Source organism: Rhizobium sp. BR 314, assembly GCF_047445805.1.
In the GTDB taxonomy this organism is placed as follows: Bacteria; Pseudomonadota; Alphaproteobacteria; order Rhizobiales; family Rhizobiaceae; genus Rhizobium; species Rhizobium lusitanum_B.
Map to the genome: position 1 here is coordinate 40,518 of NZ_JARWLA010000008.1, position 18,467 is coordinate 58,984.

At 62.3% G+C, this 18,467-nt stretch carries 12 protein-coding genes; 4 read left to right on the plus strand and 8 right to left on the minus strand.

Annotation, left to right across the window (positions count from 1 at the left end; translation table 11 throughout):
* The first annotated feature begins 318 nt into the window (after positions 1–318).
* Complete coding sequence (pheS, locus tag QD461_RS13205) at positions 319–1,401, plus strand: phenylalanine--tRNA ligase subunit alpha (RefSeq protein ID WP_414088172.1); 1,083 nt, start codon at positions 319–321, stop codon at positions 1,399–1,401.
* A gap of 16 nt (positions 1,402–1,417) precedes the next feature.
* Positions 1,418–3,841: a phenylalanine--tRNA ligase subunit beta gene (pheT, locus tag QD461_RS13210; protein ID WP_414088173.1), complete on the plus strand. Its 2,424-nt coding sequence runs from the start codon at positions 1,418–1,420 to the stop codon at positions 3,839–3,841.
* A 250-nt stretch (positions 3,842–4,091) separates the two neighbouring features.
* On the opposite strand, the gene QD461_RS13215 is transcribed toward pheT, so the two are convergent.
* From QD461_RS13215 to QD461_RS13230, 4 genes are all read right to left on the minus strand, one after another.
* On the minus strand, positions 4,092–4,451 hold the full coding sequence (locus tag QD461_RS13215; protein ID WP_414088174.1) for a nuclear transport factor 2 family protein: 360 nt from the start codon (positions 4,449–4,451) through the stop codon (positions 4,092–4,094).
* A gap of 93 nt (positions 4,452–4,544) precedes the next feature.
* Positions 4,545–6,632, minus strand: a complete 2,088-nt coding sequence (pbpC, locus tag QD461_RS13220) for a penicillin-binding protein 1C (protein WP_414088175.1) — start codon at positions 6,630–6,632, stop codon at positions 4,545–4,547.
* A gap of 8 nt (positions 6,633–6,640) precedes the next feature.
* Positions 6,641–12,154 carry an MG2 domain-containing protein gene (locus QD461_RS13225; protein WP_414088176.1) on the minus strand — a complete coding sequence of 1,838 codons (5,514 nt, stop codon included), beginning with the start codon at positions 12,152–12,154 and terminating at the stop codon, positions 6,641–6,643.
* A gap of 254 nt (positions 12,155–12,408) precedes the next feature.
* A complete protein-coding gene (locus tag QD461_RS13230) occupies positions 12,409–13,404 on the minus strand; it encodes an aldo/keto reductase (RefSeq protein WP_414088177.1) in 996 nt (331 codons plus the stop codon).
* 130 nt (positions 13,405–13,534) lie between these two features.
* Here QD461_RS13230 and QD461_RS13235 point away from each other — a divergent pair, with 130 nt between their 5' ends.
* Positions 13,535–14,428: a LysR family transcriptional regulator gene (locus QD461_RS13235; protein WP_414088178.1), complete on the plus strand. Its 894-nt coding sequence runs from the start codon at positions 13,535–13,537 to the stop codon at positions 14,426–14,428.
* A gap of 143 nt (positions 14,429–14,571) precedes the next feature.
* A complete protein-coding gene (locus tag QD461_RS13240; RefSeq protein WP_414088179.1) occupies positions 14,572–15,189 on the plus strand; it encodes a hypothetical protein in 618 nt (205 codons plus the stop codon).
* Here the strand turns inward: QD461_RS13240 and QD461_RS13245 are convergent.
* From QD461_RS13245 to QD461_RS13260, 4 genes are all read right to left on the minus strand, one after another.
* On the minus strand, positions 15,179–15,622 hold the full coding sequence (locus tag QD461_RS13245; RefSeq protein WP_414088180.1) for an N-acetyltransferase family protein: 444 nt from the start codon (positions 15,620–15,622) through the stop codon (positions 15,179–15,181). The genes QD461_RS13240 and QD461_RS13245 overlap by 11 nt on opposite strands.
* Before the next feature lie 13 nt (positions 15,623–15,635).
* Complete coding sequence (locus tag QD461_RS13250; protein WP_414088181.1) at positions 15,636–16,586, minus strand: aldo/keto reductase; 951 nt, start codon at positions 16,584–16,586, stop codon at positions 15,636–15,638.
* Positions 16,587–16,692: 106 nt separating this feature from the next.
* The gene (locus tag QD461_RS13255; protein ID WP_414088182.1) at positions 16,693–17,691 is read right to left on the minus strand and encodes a GlxA family transcriptional regulator; all 999 of its coding nucleotides are present in this window, start codon (positions 17,689–17,691) and stop codon (positions 16,693–16,695) included.
* Positions 17,688–18,257: a cysteine hydrolase family protein gene (locus QD461_RS13260; protein WP_414088183.1), complete on the minus strand. Its 570-nt coding sequence runs from the start codon at positions 18,255–18,257 to the stop codon at positions 17,688–17,690. The genes QD461_RS13255 and QD461_RS13260 overlap by 4 nt, the downstream gene beginning before the upstream one ends.
* Positions 18,258–18,467 lie beyond the last annotated feature (210 nt).

Below are 18,467 nucleotides of genomic sequence, written 5' to 3' on the forward strand. Positions count from 1 at the left end.
GCTGCCTCGCACGTCTTTCGTAAATTCATTATGAAACCCGCGCTGGCGAAACCGGCGCGGGTTTTGTGTTTTGCAGCATATGTTTTCCATCGTGTCAGGCTGTCTTGTTGGGCGAAACTCGAAAAACAGTCGCGCATCGGGCTCTACGGACCGCATTCTCGGCGTGTTTTTGTCATTTGCCCGGTTGATTGGCCGCTTGCACATGGATAGTGATCTGCAGCGCCTCATCGTTGCCACAAGCTGTCTGATGTGGGCGTTCATCCATTATTCCGCGGAATGAGCGGCGTTCCATGCCCGCCGCCCGCAAGGCAGGATCAGATGACGGAACTCGTAACACTCGAAACCCAACTCATGGCCGAGGTGGCCGCGGCAACCGACGAGCAATCGATCGAAGCCGTCAGGGTCTCCGCGCTCGGCAAAAAGGGCTCGGTTTCGGAACTGCTGAAGACGCTGGGCGCGATGTCTCCAGAAGAGCGGCAGACACGCGGCGCGGCGATCAATGCTCTCAAGAACTCCGTCACCGACGCGATCAACGAACGTAAGGGCGCGCTACGCGATGCCGCGATCGACGCGAAGCTGAAGGCGGAGACCGTCGATGTCAGCCTCCCGGTGCGCTCGTCGCCCGCCGAACGGGGCCGCATCCATCCCATCAGCCAGATCGTTGATGAAATCACAGCGATCTTCGGCGACATGGGCTTCTCGATCGCCGAGGGTCCCGACGTCGAGACCGACTATTATAACTTCACTGCGCTGAACTTCCCGGAAGGTCACCCGGCCCGCGAAATGCACGACACCTTCTTCTTTCAGCCGGACGAAAAGGGTGAGCGCAAGGTGCTGCGAACACACACCTCGCCGGTGCAGGTGCGCACCATGGAAGCGCAGAAGCCGCCGATCCGCATCATCATCCCCGGCAAGACCTACCGCCAGGATAGCGACGCCACGCACTCGCCGATGTTCCATCAGGTCGAAGGCCTCGTCATCGACAAGACGGCGAATGTCGCCAATATCCGATGGGTGCTCGAAGAATTCTGCAAGACCTTCTTCGAGGTCGACAATGTGACGATGCGCTTCCGCCCGTCCTTCTTTCCGTTCACGGAGCCGTCCTTCGAGGTCGATATCCAGTGTGACCGCTCCGGCCCGATCGTCAAGTTCGGCGAAGGCACGGATTGGATGGAAATCCTCGGCTGCGGCATGGTGCATCCGAACGTGCTGCGCCACGGTGGCCTCGATCCGGACGAATATCAGGGCTTTGCCTGGGGCATGGGCCTCGACCGCATAGCCATGCTGAAATACGGCATGCCCGACCTGCGCGACTTCTTCAACGCCGATGTCCGCTGGATGAACCACTATGGCTTCCGCCCGCTCGATATGCCGACCCTGTTCGGCGGTCTGAGCGCGTAAGGAAGGGATAAAGCACATGAAATTCACACTCTCCTGGCTGAAAGAGCATCTGGAAACCGACGCCACGCTCGACGAGATCTGCGCCCGCCTGACGATGATCGGGCTGGAAGTCGAAGAGGTCGACGACAAGGCCGCGTTCAAGCCTTTCGTCATCGCCAAGGTTCTCTCGGCCGAAAAGCACCCGCAGGCCGACCGCCTGAAGGTGCTGATGGTCGATACTGGCAACGGTGCACCCGTTCAGGTCGTCTGCGGCGCGCCCAATGCGCGCGCCGGCCTCGTCGGCGCCTTTGCCGCCCCCGGCACCTATGTTCCCGGCATCGACGTGACGCTTACCATCGGCAACATCCGCGGCGTCGAAAGCCGTGGCATGATGTGCTCGGAAAAGGAACTGGAAATCTCCGATAGCCATGACGGCATCATCGACCTTCCGGAAGATGCGCCCGTCGGCACAAGCTTCGCCGCCTATGCTGGCCTCGACGACCCCATGATCGAGATCAACCTGACGCCGAACCGCCCGGATTGCACCGGCGTCTACGGCATCGCCCGCGATCTGGCGGCCTCCGGCCTCGGCACTTTGAAGCCTCGCCTGACGCCAACTTTCCCTGTCCAAGGCGAAACGACGACTGAACTCAAAATCGATCTGGATGATGCGCGCCTCTGCCCCGGCTTTGCGCTTCGCCTCGTGCGCGGCGTCAAGAACGGCCCAAGCCCGAAGTGGATGCAGCAGCGTCTGCTCGCCATCGGCCTGCGTCCGATCAACGCGCTGGTCGACATCACCAACTACATGACCTTCGATCAGGGTCGGCCGATGCACGTCTTTGATGCCGCCAAGGTCAAGGGCAATCTGATCGTGCGCCGCGCCAAGGACGGTGAAACCGTGCTGGCGCTGGACGAGCGCGAATACAAGCTCAATCCGAGCAATGTCGTCATCTCCGATGACAACGGCGTGGAGTCGATCGGCGGCATCATGGGCGGCGAACACTCGGGCTGCGACGAGAACACAACGGATGTGCTGATCGAGTCCGCACTCTGGGATCCGATGAACATCGCCAAGACCGGCCGCAGCCTGGGCATCATTACCGATGCGCGCTACCGTTTCGAGCGTGGCGCCGATCCGGAGTACATGGTTCCCGGCCTTGAGCGCACCACGGAACTTGTGCTCGCCTGCTGCGGTGGCACCGCTGCCAAGGCACGTGTCGAAGGCTACAAGGGCTATGAGGCCAAGGTCGTCGATTTCCCGCTGTCGGAAGTCAAGCGCTTGACCGGCCTCGAAGTCTCGGCTGACGAAAGCAAGTCCATCCTGACGAAGCTCGGCTTCTCGGTTTCCGGTTCGGGCGAGCGCATCTCGGTCGCCGTTCCCTCCTGGCGTCCGGATGTTGACGGCAAGGCCGATCTTGTCGAAGAGATCATGCGTATCCACGGCGTCGACAACATCAAGCCGCAGCCGCTGAGCAGCCACAATGCCGTCAATGGCAAGATCCTGACGACGCTGCAGATCCGTACGCGCGCGGCCAAGCGCGCGCTGGCATCGCGCGGCATGTTGGAGGCTGTCACCTGGTCGTTCATTTCGGAAGATCAGGCCAAGCTCTTCGGCGGTGGCTCCAACGCGTTGAAGCTTGCCAACCCGATCGCCGCCGATATGTCCGACATGCGCCCGTCGCTGCTGCCGGGCCTGCTCTCGGCTGCACAGCGCAATGCCGATAAGGGCTATGGCGACGTCGCGATCTTCGAAGTCTCCGGCACATACGAGAACGACACGCCCGAGGGCCAGCGTCGCGTGGCAGGCGGCATCCGCCGCGGCACGGCAACGCTCTCCGGCGCCGGCCGCATGTGGTCGAACGCCGCCAAGGGCGGCGGCAAGCCGGTTGATGTCTTCGATGCCAAGGCCGATGCTCTCGCCGTGATCGAAGCCTGCGGCCTGCCGATGGGCAATATCCAGATCGAGCAGGGTGGCCCGGCCTGGTATCATCCCGGCCGTTCCGGCACCATCAAGATGGGTCCGAAGGTCGTGCTCGGCTATTTCGGCGAATTCCATCCGAAGACGCTGGAAACGCTTGACGTGTCCGGCGCTCTCGCCGGCTTCGAAGTCTATGTCGATGCCATGCCCGAGCCGAAAAAGAAGGCGACCCGCACCAAGCCGGCGCTGGAGCTGTCTCCGTTCCAGGCCGTCAAGCGCGACTTCGCCTTCGTGGTCGACAAGTCGGTGGAAGCCGGAGCCATCGTTCGCGCCGCCGTCGGGGCCGACCGCAAGCTGGTCACCGGCGTCAACGTCTTCGATATCTTTGAAGGCGCATCGCTCGGCGAAGGCAAGAAGTCCATCGCCATCGAGGTGCAGATCCAGCCGGCCGAGCGGACGCTTACCGATGAGGACTTCGAAGCACTGACCCAGAAGATTGTGGCCAACGTCACGAAGTCGACGGGTGGGGTGCTGAGAGGGTAATCGGTTGCCGAGTTCGCGGAGAGCTCGGCACCCCCTCTGTCACTTTGTGACATCTCCCCCACAAGGGGGAGATGGGTTGTCCGTTGACTGCACCTGCCCCCCAAATGGGCGTAGCTTCCTCAGAAGCTGCGGTTTGTTGTCTTGATGGTGAGCGGCATGCTCCCAACAATCTCCGCCCTTGTGCGGAGATGTCGCGACAGCGTCAGAGGGGGACCAGAGGTGCGGCATAGAGCAAGCTTAAGGCCGCCACTCAGCGATGCAGATGGTAGACCTTGTTGACGATGCTCCACCGCCCGTCGATCTTCAGCAACGATAGATAATCCGAAAACCGCATGCCGGCGAATTCGTCGACGACTTTGACGCTTGCAGCATCGCCTTCGATGTCGATCAATTCGATCTCCATGAGGGGTATGGTGCCGGGAGGAGCGCTGCCTTCCTCGACGATCGCCGAGATGAATTCATCCCGCGTCATCCATTCTACCGCGCCTTGATAATTGCCGATGATATCAGCGCGCGGATGAAGTGCCTTGCGCAGCGCCGGCTCATTCGCGAAGGCCATGCCATCGACATAGAGGTGAACAACCGCACGGATTGCCTGCTCTTCCGACATCTCGTCGTTCCTCATTTGAGTCATGCCTAAGATAGCATAGACGATACCGGCTGACAAAAATGCGACGGTGTGATCGCGATGATGTGACGGCTCTTACTCGACGAAGACGCGCACGCTGGCGGCGCGGCCGGCCGCATCGATGACCGTCAGCGTCGAATAGCCGGCGCCGTCGGGCGTCCACTGGTTGGTGCGGCGGCGCGAAAGTTCCGGCAGCGGCTTGCCGTTGGCGAGCCACCGAAATGGCGCCCGCCCGCCCTGCAGCTTCAGCGCCAGCGGCGCGATCTGATCGGCGCCGGTGCCTGCCCCGAGGTCGACGCGCGCGCCTTCGGGTGGATAGACGATCTGTGGCGCCGGCTCGCGGCTTGAAGCGGCCAGCAGCCCTGCGGCGGTGACCGAAAAACGGCGCTGGCTGATGGGCAGCTCGGTTGCGGAGATGCGCACGGCGCCCATAGGCGGCGGCGGGAAGGGGGTAATGGCAACGCCTGATTTCGCGAAGGCTTCGAACAGGATGGGAGCGGCCGAGACATAGCCCGCCAGCCCTGGTACGGCGCCGTTGTCCGGCCGGCCCACCCAGACGCCGAGCACATGCGCGCCGTCATAGCCGATCGACCATGCATCGCGATTGCCGTAGCTGGTGCCGGTCTTGTAGGCGATGCCGAGCTGCTTGCTGCCGCGCGGCGCGATGATATCGGAGAGAATGTCGGTGATGTTCCAGGCGGCCACCGGCTCCATCAACGGCTCACTATCGATCGGTCCGGGCTGATCCTGAATGCCGTCGCCGATCCGCATCGCCTTGCCGCGATTGGCAAGCCCGGCATAGAGCTGCACCAGATCCTTGAGGGTGACGCCGACGCCGCCAAGGCCGATGGCCAGGCCGGGAGCTTCGTTCGGCGGCAGCTTGAGGTTCACCTCGGCGCGGCGGAAGCGCACCAGCAGCCGGGTAGGGCCAACGGCATCGAGCAGGCGCACGGCCGGCACGTTGAGCGACAGCTGCAGCGCCTGCCGCACGCTGACATCGCCCTGATAATTCATGTCGAAATTGCGCGGGCGGTAGCCGTAGAAATCGGCAGGGCGATCTTCGATGATCGTTTCCTGCGCCACATAGCCTTGCTCGAAGGCGAGCCCATAGATGAAGGGCTTCAGCGTCGAGCCAGGAGAGCGCAAGATGCGGGTCATGTCGATCCAGCCCGCGCGGCCGGAATCGAAATAGTTGGCCGAGCCGACTTCGCCGATGATCTCGCCGGTCTTGGCGTCGGCCATGACCATGGCCACGGATACCTTCGGCCCAAGCCGTTTCGCAGCCGCATCAGCGACAGCTTCCAGCCCCTGTTGCACACCGCGCCGCAAGGTCGTTCGGCGCTGAATGACGTCGGGCTGCTTTTTCAGGGCGAGCTCGGCGAGATGTGCCGCGTAGGCCGGCAGCTGCCGCCTGTCGGCCGGCACAGGTGTCAATGCGGCGCGTTCGGCCTCCCCTTCGCCGATGATGGTCGCGACGGCGGCGCGTTCGAGGACGCGGTGGCGAGCTGCCTGCGCCGCCGAGAGGTTGCGGTCCGGCCGGCGCTTTTCCGGCAGCTGCGGCAGGGCGACGAGAAGTGCGGATTGCGCAACGCTGAGATGGCGAGGCTCCTTGCCGAAATAGGCAAGGCTTGCCGCCCGTACGCCCTCCAGGTTGCCGCCATAGGGCGCATGCGTCAGATAGATATCGAGGATCTGTTCCTTTGTCAGGCGCCGCTCGATCTGGATGGCACGAACGATTTGTAGAAGCTTGGCGGTCATCGAGCGCTGAGCGCGGGGCTCGATCAGTCGGGCCACTTGCATGGAGAGCGTCGAGCCGCCCGAGACGATGCGACCATGCGTGACAAGCTGCACGAAGGCGCGTCCGATCGCCATGGGGTCGATGCCGTGATGATCGTAGAAGCGGCGGTCTTCGTAGGCGACCAGCATGCGCAGATATTGCGGATCCACATCGGCAACCCCGGTCTTTAGCCGCCAGCGCCCCTCAGGCGTGGCGAAGGCGCGCAGGAGATCGCCATTGGCGTCGAGCACCTCGGCTGAAACAACGCGGGCAGCGTCCAGCGGTGGCGGATAGGCGCGATCCGCGGCTTCCAGGCCGAAGACCAGAGCCACCGCCGTCAAGGCAGTGGCTCCAAAAGCGATCGCAATCTTCCATCGTGCTTTCATGGCTGCACTTACTGCTGGGCTGCCAGCACCTCCATGCGGCCCATGGCGGTGCGGGCCGAGAACTGCGGACGATACATGTCCTCGACGCTCGCGGCCGGGTGGTCGTAGACGCCGGGGGTCACGGCGCGCACGACATAGGCGAAGCTCATGTCGCGATTGGCGCCGTCTGTCTGGTCGAAGGCGGCGACGAAGCGATCGCTGCGGAACTCGACATGGGCGGGCTGAACGTCGCTCAGCCAGTCGAAGTTCGAGAGCTGGGCGCTGCCGACGATGCTCGGATTGTCGATCTCGAAGCCGGCGGGCAAAAGATCGGTCACGAGGATGCGCTGCGGCCAGTCATTGGCGCCCGTCACGTGCAGCACGACGACATAGCGCTCGTTCTGCTGGGCCTGGCTGACGTTGGCCTCCTCGCCATCGAGCGTGTAGTACTTGCGCTCGATCTTGAAGCCGTTGCCGCCAGCCGGCAGCTGCGAAGCCGGGGCTGCCACGGTGGTCACGGCAGCCGATAGCGGCTGGCGCGTCGTATTGGTGACGGTCAGCGGATGACCCATCAGGGCATCGCCCGACATTTGCGCCATGTAGGTGCCGGTATGGGCAGCACCGTTGACGTCGAGCGTCAGGCCGTCATCGCCATTCTGCAGGGCGCGGGCGGCAAGCAGCATCCAGGTCTGTTCCTGCGTGCTGGTATATTTCCGGCTCTGCCAATCCTTGGCGACCACGCTTGCCAGATCGGGAATGATCGGCGGTACGGGGCGGCTTTCGGCGGCAAGCGCGAGCACCGCGGCGCCGTCGCGCAGCGACGAGCCGTAGTCCGAGCGGGCGAAGCTGACCTTCGTGACCGCCGCCTTCTGCGACATCTGCAAGGCATCGATGAAGATGTTGCGTGAGCGCTGGGCATCCCCGTAGAGCGCCAGAGCCGCGGCCAGATGCGCCTTGGACAGCGGTGTCGGGAAGTCGTTCAGCATCGTGTCGGCATAGTAGCGCAGATCGCTGATCGAGGCCTTCTTGTTGCGTGCCAGCACATAGAGCGCATAGGCGATCTCGTTGCCGTTGTCCTTGACGTTGGTATTGGCGCTCAGCGCGTTCTGGAGGTTTTCCAGCGCCTGTACCATGGCCTGATCCGGCACGGCATATTTCTGCTCGCGGGCGCGGGTCAGGAAGTCGGTGATGTAGGCGTCCAGCCAGAGGTCGCCCGAGCCAGGGCCCCAGAGGCCGAAGCTGCCGGTGGAGGACTGGTAAGACATTTCGCGATAGATGGCGTCCTGCACGCGTTTGCGGATCTCGGCGTCATCGGCAAGGCCGTTCTTGACGGCCATGTCGCTGAAGTAGAGCAGCGGCAGCGCGCCGCTCGCGGTCTGTTCCGCGCAGCCATAGGGATAGCGGCTGAGGCTCATCAACAGCGCCGGCACGTCGAAGGCGCTGGAACGGCTGACATTGACGCTGACCGAGGCACCGGGCAGCACGCTGTCGGCGAGAAGGTCCGAATTGACCGTCAGGCTCTTGCCGGGTGCGAGCGCGATCACACGGCGTTCAGTGATCGGAAGCTGTGCCGGGCGAACCGGTATATCGACCGATTGGTCCAGAGACATGCCCGAAGCATTCGACAGCTTGATCGAGACCGTGCCGTCGCCCGGTTGGCCGCCGGTGAGTGGCAGGGTGATGTTGTATTTGCCGCCGGCCTGCAGGTTGATCTTCTGCTGCGTGGCATTTTCATCCACCGTCACGGCGTTATTTCCCGTCACGGCAAGCGTGAACTCGCCGGCAGGAGCGTCGGTATTGGCAACATCGAGCCGCAGGTTCGCCTTGTCTCCCGGTGCGAGGAACTTCGGCAGGCTGGCGGTGACGACGATCGGATCGCGAATGATGACATCCTGCGTCGCATGTCCGACGCCGGCTTTCGACCAGGCCACTGCCATGAGGCGCGCCGTACCATTGAACTGCGGGATATCGAAACTGACGCTCGCCTTGCCGCTGGAATCCAGCTTGATCGGGCCTGAGAAGAAGGCGACCAGCTTTTCCTTCGGAGGGCTTGCCTGCAAGGCGACCTGCCCGCCGTCGCCACCGGTGCGCAGCTTGCCGGTCGCACCGAGCGAGCCGTCGATAAGACGACCATAGATGTCGCGGATTTCAAGGCCGAGCTGGCGCTGGCCGTAATACCAGTCATCCGGTGCCGGCGGCTGGTAGCGCGTCAGGTTCAGGATGCCGACATCGACGGCGGCGAGGGTAACGTAGGCGTCCTCGTTGGCGCCTGCGCCGGCAACCTGAAGGCCGATGGTCAGCGGTTGGCGCGGCAGGGTCTTCTGCGGCGCGTCGAGTGTGATCTGAAGCTTGCGCTCGCCGGGATCGACCGGAGCCCACTTGATGCCGATGGCGCGCATCGGCATGCGGCTTTCCTGTGCGTCGCCGGGACGGAAGAGGGTGGCGGTCAGATAGGTGCCGGCACCCCAATCGGAGGTCACGGGAACGTCGACTTCGCCGCCGGTGGCGCCGATATCGGCATTGGTGATCGAGATCAGCGTCTCGGAGCCGGCAGTTACCATCAGCTGGCCCGCATAGCGCGAGGTTACCTTCAGCTTGGCGGTGTCGCCGACATGGTAGCTCTGTTTGTCGAGCGCAATTTCGAGCGCATCCGGCGTCTCCGTCGAACTCGAGGCGACATACCAGCCGGCATTGAATTCAATGCTGGATTCTGGGCCGTTCGTGTCCGCAGTGGACACTTCCAGCCGGTAGCGGCCCCAGGTGACGGGCATGGAAATCGCCGCACCGTCGGTGGTGGCGTTCACAGTACCGACTGCCACCTGCTTGGTGGACATGATCGGCTCGAACTTCCAGCTGTTGCCGTCGCGATACCATTGATAATTGCGCTCGACACTGAGGAGTTTCCAGGTCAGGCCCTGCATCGCCCGTTTCTGGCCGTTCTCGTCGATGGCGATGACATGGAAATTGCCGACGGAATTTTCGCCGAGATCGCCGTCGAATTGCGGCTTGATGCCGATGCGTGGGCCATCCGCCTTGACCGGCAGCGTCAGCGAGCGCTCGACAGCACGGCCGCCGGCCTCCTGCATGCGCACGGTAATGTTGGCGTTCAACAGCTGCGTGGTCGAGGGCGTGTCCTTGATGGTGACATCGAAGGTCGTCTTGCCATTCTCGTCCAGCGCCTGAAGGTCCTCAAGCGGCACCTGCGTATTTTCGGCCTTGCTGTCGCCGCCGCTATTGTCGTCGTCGCTATTGGCCTTGCCGGCGCCTTCGTCGGCGAGGCCGAACAGATAGCCCTTGTAGATGTCGCTCTGGCGCGTCGGCTTCAGCGTCACTTCGCCTTCGAGGTTCAGACCGGCCGCCGGCGCGCCATAGAGGTAGCGTCCATCGACAGTGACCGGCGTCGGCTGGCCGACTTCGATTTCCTTCGCGTCGCTCTTCATGTCGAATTCGATGCGATCCGGCACGAAATCGTCGACGATGAAGGTCTGCGAGCCGATGGAGGAGCCCTTCGGATCGGTGTAGATGTTCATCGTCCATGTGCCGCGCATGGAAGTCTGCTGCAGCGGCAGGTCGACGTTGTAGCCGCCGAGCTTGCCGCCATCGGTGACGATGCGGCGATCCTCGACGCCATCCGGGCGCAGGAAGACGAAGGTGAGCGGCAGGTTCTCAACCGCTGTCGAGCTGACGTCGCGGGCAAGAGCGGACGCATGCACCGTTTCGCCGGCGCGGTAGATGCCGCGTTCGGTCCATGTCAGCAGATCGATCGCGCCCGGCGCGGTCCGGCCGGCAACGCCGCGGTCTGAAAGGTCGAAGCCGGCGCGCGTCATATCGAGGAAGACGTAGTCCTGGTCGCCGTTTTGAGCCGTGATGACGGCCGGCGTCATGCCTGCCGTGCCGCGTATCAGGCCGGCGCTGAAAACGGCGCGGCCCTTGTCGTCGGTCTTGGCGGCGCCGAGGATCTCATTGTTCTTGGCAAGCAGCTGCAACTGTACGCCGGCAAGCGGCTTGGCGCTTCCGAGCGAGCGGGCAAAGACGTTCAGGCCGTCGGTGCCGGCATAGGTGGTGACGCCGATATCGGATACCACGAACCATTGGGTTGCTTGCGGATCCCATTCCTGGCCGCCGCTGTTGGGCGCAACGGCCGTCAGCACATAGACGCCGGGCTTGCGCTTCGGCAGCGCTTCGTCAACCGGGAAGCTCGTCGCGACCTCCTTGTTGAGTTCCTGTTTGATCTCGATCGAACCTTGCCAGACTAGCTCGCCATTGGTGTCCTGAATGGTCTGAGCGTTGTAGCTGTCCACCTGCGTCAGGAATTGCGAGTTGTTGAGGGTCTGCGCAATATTGCGGTCACCGATGCGGTAGAGCTTGAGATTGGCCGTGTTGGCGTTGACGGAGACGATCGGGATGCCGCGGCGGGCAGTGGAGGGCAGCACGAAATTGTCGCCCGTGAAGCGCAGCGAAGCCCTGCGGTCCTTGACGTAGACGTCGACATTGACCTGCGCGGCAAGGTTTTCGCCCACGGAGGAGGGCAGGCCCGCGCGCAGCGAGATGCGATAATGCTGGCCGAACTCCAGGCCCTCGACGCAGATCTGGTTGTCCTTGGCGTCGACGCCCTTCGGTGCCCCGCCGTTGACGGTGACGAAAGGCGTATAGTCGACACCGCTCTTCACCAGCTTTTCGGAGAACTGCACGCAGGCGCGCGGTGAGGCATTGTCGTTGTCGAGCGTGTTCCCGGAGACGCGGAAGCCCTGGCGAGCCAGCAGATCGTTATAGGCCGCCTGCACCGCGGCGGAGCTGACGAGGTTGAGGCTCGCCTTGTAGGCATTGAGCGCGGGGCGGTAGTTTTGCGCGTTCTTCAGCGCCTCGGCGAGGACGGCGAGCGCATCGGCGCGGCTCGTCGTCGTCCGGGTCAACTGATAGCCGTTGAGCGCCGCATAGGCGGCCTTGGTGGCGAGAGACGTGTCGTTCGTAACGGTATTGGCGGCGCGCGCCATCTCGATCCACAGGTCGCCATCGTCGGGGTTGAGCGAAAGCGCGCCCTGGAATGCGTTGAGAGCATCATTGACGTTGCCCGAGGTCAGCTCGATACGGCCGAGCGCGATCAGGCTTTCGACGCCTTGTCCCTTGAGTTCATCGCCGAGCGTCAGCGTGCTCTTCGCATCGCCGGCGCTTTTGATGAAATCACCTGTCAGGAAGGAAAGGGCAGGGGCGGCACCGATGTCCGGCTCGCTGGTCGCGGCGGTCTCGACGACCTTGCCGGCGATCGCGCCGGGGAAGCTGTTCAGCTGATTGAAATCGGACTTCATGAAGCACCACTTCACCTTGGGATTGTAGGTGAAGGCCTTGCAGGATTTGTCGCCGATGCACGAGGCTGAGCACTGGTCCAGCGTTACGTTCTGCTCCGTGCGCAGATCGAAGCCGAAATAGTCGCCGTCCTTGGTGGTGACCACCTGACGCTTGACGTCAGCGGCCGCCGAAGGGCTCAAGGATGCAAAAGTGGCAAGAAGAAAAGCAGAGAAGCCGATAAACGCGCGCTTAGACATAAGTCCTCCCAACGCTACCCCATTTTTGATGGCGGCAATCTTCAAATTTCAGGCCCGTTTGTCAACCGAGCGTGGAGAGGCAAGCAAGTTCTGCGCCTATGGCGATTTATCTAGAAGATTGAAAAAGCCTGAAAATCAGGCGGTCTGCATGTTCAGTTGTGCCTTGATGGCACTTCACTTTTCTTTTCAGTCCCGGAATGACACCGGCCGCTTTGGCCGGTGTCTCTGACTGGGCGTTCGCAGCGCCTCAATGGTCATATATTTGTCATGGCGAGTGCGGTATCACTGTACCGCTTTCCGGCGATGCTGCCGGGGGCGATGATGTCGCCGAGTTCCTTCACTTCCTGCGGCGAAAGTGCGATGTCGGCTGCCGCCGCATTTTGCACGAGATGATGCAGCTTACGGGCGCCGGGGATCGGGACGATGTCGTCGCCCTGGTGAAGCACCCATGCGAGCGCCAGTTGTGCCGCCGTGACGCCCTTTTCCTCGGCGAGCGATTGCAACCGGGCGACCAGAGCCGCGTTGGCATCAAAATTCTCGCCCTGGAAGCGCGGCAGCGACCGGCGGAAGTCGTCGGCGGCGAGATCGTCCGTCTTTTGGATCGCGCCGGTCAGGAAGCCGCGGCCGAGCGGGCTATAGGGCACGAAGCCGATGCCGAGTTCGCGGCAGGTGGCAAGCACGTCCTCTTCCGGATCGCGGCTCCACAGCGAATATTCGCTCTGTACGGCAGCAATCGGATGCACCGCGTGGGCGCGGCGGATGGTGGCGGAGCCGGCCTCGGAAAGGCCGAGCGTCCGCACTTTGCCCTCTTCCACCAGTTCTGCCATGGCGCCAACCGTATCTTCGATCGGCACGTTCGGATCGACGCGGTGCTGGTAGAACAGGTCGATGACATCAGTACCGAGCCGCTTCAGGGAGGCTTCAGCGACTTCCCTGACATGTTCGGGGCGGCTGTCGACGCCGATCATCGCCGCCGGGCCGCTTTTCGTATGATCGAGCTTGAAGCCGAATTTGGTGGCGATGACCACACGGTCGCGAACGGGCTTCAGTGCGCGGCCGAGCAGCTCCTCGTTGGTGAAGGGGCCATAGACTTCGGCTGTGTCGAATAAGGTAACGCCGAGATCGACGGCGCGAAGAAGCGTCTTGACGGATTCGGCCTCGTCGCTGGCGCCATAGGCAAAGCTCATGCCCATGCAGCCAAGTCCAACGGCGGAAACGGTGAGATCCTTACCAAGCCTGCGGGTTTTCATGGTGTATTCCTCTTGAGCCTTATGGGAGCGGCAGGGGCTTATGTCCGCTGCCTACGAGCTCAAGGTAGGGGCCTGCATAATGAATGAAAATCCATGCAAATCCTTACAGGCTGTTCTATAATTTAGATCAATGAACCGAACACAGCTCTCCCAACTTGCGGTTTTTGCCGCTGTCGCCGCCCATCGCAGCTTTCGCGCTGCCGGTAAGGAATTGTCGATCGCGCCGTCCGCGGTCAGTCATGCCGTGTCCAACCTCGAGGAAAGCCTCGGTGTGCGGCTGCTCGCCCGCACCACGCGCAGTGTGCTGCCGACCGAGGAGGGGCAGGCGCTGTTACAACGGCTGGCGCCGGCCTTGGAGGAAATCGACATCGCATTGGAGGATACGCTCGCGACCCGAGGCCGCCCGGCCGGGACGCTGCGTATCACCGCCCCGCGCTTCGCTTCCGATCTTCTCATGGCGCCGCGGCTTGGTGACTTCCTCAACACTTATCCCGACATCACGCTGGAAATCGCCAACGAGGATGGCTTCAGCAATATCGTCAAGGACGGCTACGATGCCGGCATCCGGCTGGCGGAGAGCATCGAGGGCGACATGATTGCGGTGAAGGTCTCACCTGATATCCGCACAGTCATCGCTGGCTCCCCGGCATATTTCGAGAAGCATCCGAAGCCGCTGCATCCCCGCGACCTCGTCAACCACCGCTGCATCAAGCGGCGATTTGCCGATGGCTCGATCTATCGCTGGGAGTTCGAGAAGGACGGCCGGGAATTGGTCGTTGCCATCGAGGGGCCTCTGATCGTTATCGAGGATCGGCTCGGTGTCCTGGCCGCCCTCAATGGCGCCGGCCTCGCCTATCTCTTCGATATTCGCGTGCAGGAGGAACTGGCCGAGGGTAAGCTCATCCGTGTTCTGGAGGATTGGTGTCCGCCATATCCCGGATTCTGTATCTATTACCCAAGCCGCCGCCAGATGCGCCCGGCGCTTAGGGCCTTCATCGATTTCTTCAAATATACCGGGCCTTAGGGCATTTTCGGCAAAAGCAGGCGCCGGTTTGCATTTTGGATTGCGCCGCGGCGAGCTATGAGGCGACTGCTGACAGAAATCGGAGGACGACGATGTAATAACTATCTCAACGATCGGACGATTTCAGCGAGAGGATTGCAGCGATGAGAAAACCGGGGTCGATGAAGGGGCTCGAAGATCTCGGACGTATCCGGCTGTCGAAGAACTTCTTCTTTCGCGATTTCCTGCATTCGGAAATATCAGATTTCTATCGCATCCCCAATATTCCGGAGGATCCCGATCTTGCGATCGAGACGGGCCGCCGGCTTTGCGAGGAATTACTGGAGCCGCTGGAGGCGACCTTTGGCCGGCTACATATCCGTTCGGGCTATCGCTCGCCCGACGTCAACGCCTTCGGCAACAAGAATGGGCTGAACTGCTCGACCAATCCCCACACCGCCGCACACCATATCTGGGACATGCGCGATCTTGACGGCTGCATGGGCGCGGCGGTCTGCATCGTCGTGCCATGGCTGATCGATCACTACAGCCATGAAGGCGACTGGCAGAAGCTGGCCTGGTGGATCCACGATCATCTGCCCTACGCGTCGCTGTGTTTCTTCCCGAAGCTGTGGGCCTTCAACATCCAATGGCACGAGCGGCCGATGCGCACCATCGAAAGCTATGTCAGCCCGCGCGGCATGCTGACCAAGCCGGGCATGGCGAACTGGGAGGGCGATCATTCGGCTCTTTACGAGGGCTTTCCCAAGCTCAGATGTTGACGCGGTAGCGGATATGCCCGTCGGTCTCGACATAGGTGTCGTAGAGCTTGCGGGCCGTCGCGTTGGTCTCTTCCGTATGCCAGTAAAGCCGCGCCCAGCCGTTTTTCTTGCACAGCGCAACGAGATCGTCCAGAAGCGCCCGGCCAACGCCGTGGCCTCTGGCGCTTTCATCGACGAACAGATCTTCCAGATAGCAGTCTGGGGCGAGCGTCCATGTACCCTCATGCGTGATGCAGAGCGTAAAACCCTTCACCTCGCCGTCGATCTCTGCGACCCGCATGAAGATGGCCGACGCCGGATCGAAGACACGGCGCCAGGTTGCATCGGTGATCTCGGGCGCGATGGTGACGCGGTAGAAGGCGAGGTAGCCCTCCCACAGAGTACGCCAGCGGGCTTCGTCTTCAGGTCTGGCGTCTCGGATCGTCACGGTCATCGGGCTGTCTCTCTTATTCGCCGGCTGCGTCGAGCAGGCGCATGGCTTCGTCGGAAAGCGAAAGCTTCGCCGAATTGATTAGCGCGTCGAGCTGGCCGAGGCTAGTGGCGCTGGCGATCGGCGCGGTGACCCCGCGCTTGCGCAGCAGCCATGCAAGCGCGATCTCGGCGGGCTTCGCTCCGGTTTCAGCAGCAACCTTATCGAGAGCAGCAAGGATGCGCAGGCCCTTGTCGTCGAGATAGGCGGCAACCCGGTTCTCGCGCGCCCGTCCTTCGGTATCAGCCTTGGTGCGGTACTTGCCGGTCAGGAAGCCGGCGGCGAGGCTGAAATAGGTGATGACGCCGATCTCTTCCCTGACGCAGAGATCCGCCAACGGTCCCTCGAAACTGTCGCGGGCATAGAGATTATATTCGGGCTGCAGCACGTCGTAGCGCGGCAGGCCGGCCTCGGCGGCGGCATCGAGCGAAGCCTGGAGCTGCGTCGCATCGAGGTTCGAGCATCCGATATGGCGGATCTTGCCCTGTTCCTTCAGCTTGGCGTAGGCGGCAAGCGATTCTTCATGTGGCGTCTCTGGATCCGGCCAGTGAGAGAGATAAAGGTCTATGTGATCGGTCTGCAGCCGCTTCAGCGAAGCCTCCGCCGCCTCGATGATGTAATCGGCCTTGAGGCCTTTCTTGTCCGGCCCCATCTCCGATCCGACCTTGGTGATGATGATGGCCTTGTCGCGAGAAACGCGGCCCTGCTTGAGCCACTTGCCGATGATCTCTTCGGAATCGCCACCCTTGTTGCCGGGGACCCAGCGGGAATAGACGTCGGCCGTGTCGATCGTATTGAAGCCGGCGTCGAAGAAGGCGTCGAGCAGTGCATAGGAGGTCTTCTCATCGGCCGTCCAGCCGAAGACATTGCCGCCAAAAACGACGGGGGCGACAAGCAGATCGGTTCGTCCAAGCTTGCGCATGTCCATGATATTTCTCCAAGTCACTTGAGCAAAAAGCCGGCGTCGCAGGCGCCAGCAGGGAGGGATACTGCAGGCTACCGGCCTTTCCGGCCAAAGGCTACTAACGATTTCTTTATTCGGTCGTCGAGCGCCGATAGTGGCTTGGCGGCAGCGTGTTGTATTTCGACCAGACGCGCCGCATGTGGCGTGGCGATGCGAAGCCGGATTTCTCCGCCACGCGCTCCATGTCCAGCCGCGAATTGGTAAGCACGTCCCGCGCCAGCGTCACGCGCATCAGATTGACATAAGCCGTCACCGACAGGCCGGCATGTTCCTGAAACAGCCGCGAGATATGGCGTGCGCTCATCGCACCGATGTCGGCAAGTTCGGAAAGCGACCAGCCGTGGGCCGGATCGGCCATGATCGCATCCTGAACGCGATGGATGGCGGGATGCACATGGTTGCGGCCGCTGAGCCAGGGCGAGAGCTGCGGTTCGGCGCCGGTCCTTCGCATGTAGACGACCATGTGCCGGGCAATGGTCAGCGCCGTCATCGGCGAGGTCAGCTTGGAGGCGAGGTGCAGCATCAGGTCCGTGCCTGTGGTGATGCCGGCACTGGAATAGCGATCGCGATCCTCGACATAGAGCCGGTTGTCGAGAACCCTGGCAGTCGGCGCATGTTCCCTGACCTCGTCGAGGCAGGCGGCATGCGTGGTGCAGGCATAGCCGTCCATCAGGCCCGCACGGGCGGCGAGCACAGCTCCCGAGCAAACGGTGACGAGGGTGATGCCCGGCCGGATCGCGCCTCTCAGCCAGGTCGAAAGCCTGGCGAGCTCAGGCTCTATATCTTCGGCATCGTCAGGCGGCGTGACATTGCCGGACAGGATGACATAGGCGCCATCGGGAATGTGATCCGGAAGCGGCTTCAGATCGGCAAGCATCAGCCCCACCGAGGTGGTTTGCGACGGCTGAGCGGCGATGAAACGATAATCGAACAGGACATCGTCCTGTTCGATATTGGCGCGGCGCAACACCTCCACCGGCCCCGCCACGTCCATCAGCAGCGTATAGGGCGGCAGAAGCACGTAGACGGGAATGATCCGCCGATAGGGGCGTCGGTCGCCTTGTGTCATGCGGCACTCCGGATCGATGCGCCGGCGAGAGCCTCCTCGACCGTTGCGATGCGGGCAAAACGGCCGGCCAGCACCAGCTCGCTGCGCCTCTTGATATCGTCGACGCTGAAAACGGTGCCCGAAGCATGCGTCATCGGGAAGGTTAGCGTCGCCTCGGTGACGTAGTCGACCTCATAGCCGAGATCGGATGCGTGCCGGGTCGTGGTTTCGCAGCATTGCTCGGTGCGAATGCCGGAGACGATGACCTTGCGGATGCCGTTGGCCACCAGCCAGACATCGAGGCCGGAGCCGACGAGGGCCGAATGACGGCGCTTGTGAAACACGGCATCGGCCTCGAGCGAGATTTCGTCGAGCTTGCGCACATAGCCGCTCTTCAGGCTGAAATGCGCGTCGCTATCCTCGACGTGGAAAATCTGGACGACGGGAAAGCCTTTCGCCTTGGCTCCGTCGATCAGCGCCTGCAGGCGGTTGGTGAATTCAGGCAGGTCGTCGGCTCGCCAGTAGGGGCGCTGACGAAAGGATTCCTGAACATCGATGACGAGTAGCGCGGTATCCATATGGGACATTTTCGTATCTCCTGAGCTTGAAGGATAGCCGAAACTAGGTTCACCTTGAAAGCTTCGAAAGCCATCTGGCAGACAGAAAGGGGACAAATACGGCCACAACGCATGCACTGTTGCGCAGCCATGTTTGCCTGCGCTTTCAGCGCAAGGCGTTGCGCCTTGGCCTATGGCCGAATAAGATTGTCGCCGGTTTCGTCCAAAGCGGAATGGCCT

Coding starts and splice junctions, on each gene's coding strand:
- pheT (WP_414088173.1), top strand. CDS start 1,418: ATGAAATTCACACTCTCCTGGCTGAAAGAGCATCTGGAAACCGACGCC.
- pbpC (WP_414088175.1), bottom strand. CDS start 6,632: ATGAAAGCACGATGGAAGATTGCGATCGCTTTTGGAGCCACTGCCTTG.
- QD461_RS13255 (WP_414088182.1), bottom strand. CDS start 17,691: ATGACACAAGGCGACCGACGCCCCTATCGGCGGATCATTCCCGTCTAC.
- QD461_RS13250 (WP_414088181.1), bottom strand. CDS start 16,586: ATGGACATGCGCAAGCTTGGACGAACCGATCTGCTTGTCGCCCCCGTC.
- QD461_RS13245 (WP_414088180.1), bottom strand. CDS start 15,622: ATGACCGTGACGATCCGAGACGCCAGACCTGAAGACGAAGCCCGCTGG.
- pheS (WP_414088172.1), top strand. CDS start 319: ATGACGGAACTCGTAACACTCGAAACCCAACTCATGGCCGAGGTGGCC.
- QD461_RS13240 (WP_414088179.1), top strand. CDS start 14,572: ATGAGAAAACCGGGGTCGATGAAGGGGCTCGAAGATCTCGGACGTATC.
- QD461_RS13225 (WP_414088176.1), bottom strand. CDS start 12,154: ATGTCTAAGCGCGCGTTTATCGGCTTCTCTGCTTTTCTTCTTGCCACT.
- QD461_RS13230 (WP_414088177.1), bottom strand. CDS start 13,404: ATGAAAACCCGCAGGCTTGGTAAGGATCTCACCGTTTCCGCCGTTGGA.
- QD461_RS13235 (WP_414088178.1), top strand. CDS start 13,535: ATGAACCGAACACAGCTCTCCCAACTTGCGGTTTTTGCCGCTGTCGCC.
- QD461_RS13260 (WP_414088183.1), bottom strand. CDS start 18,257: ATGTCCCATATGGATACCGCGCTACTCGTCATCGATGTTCAGGAATCC.
- QD461_RS13215 (WP_414088174.1), bottom strand. CDS start 4,451: ATGTCGGAAGAGCAGGCAATCCGTGCGGTTGTTCACCTCTATGTCGAT.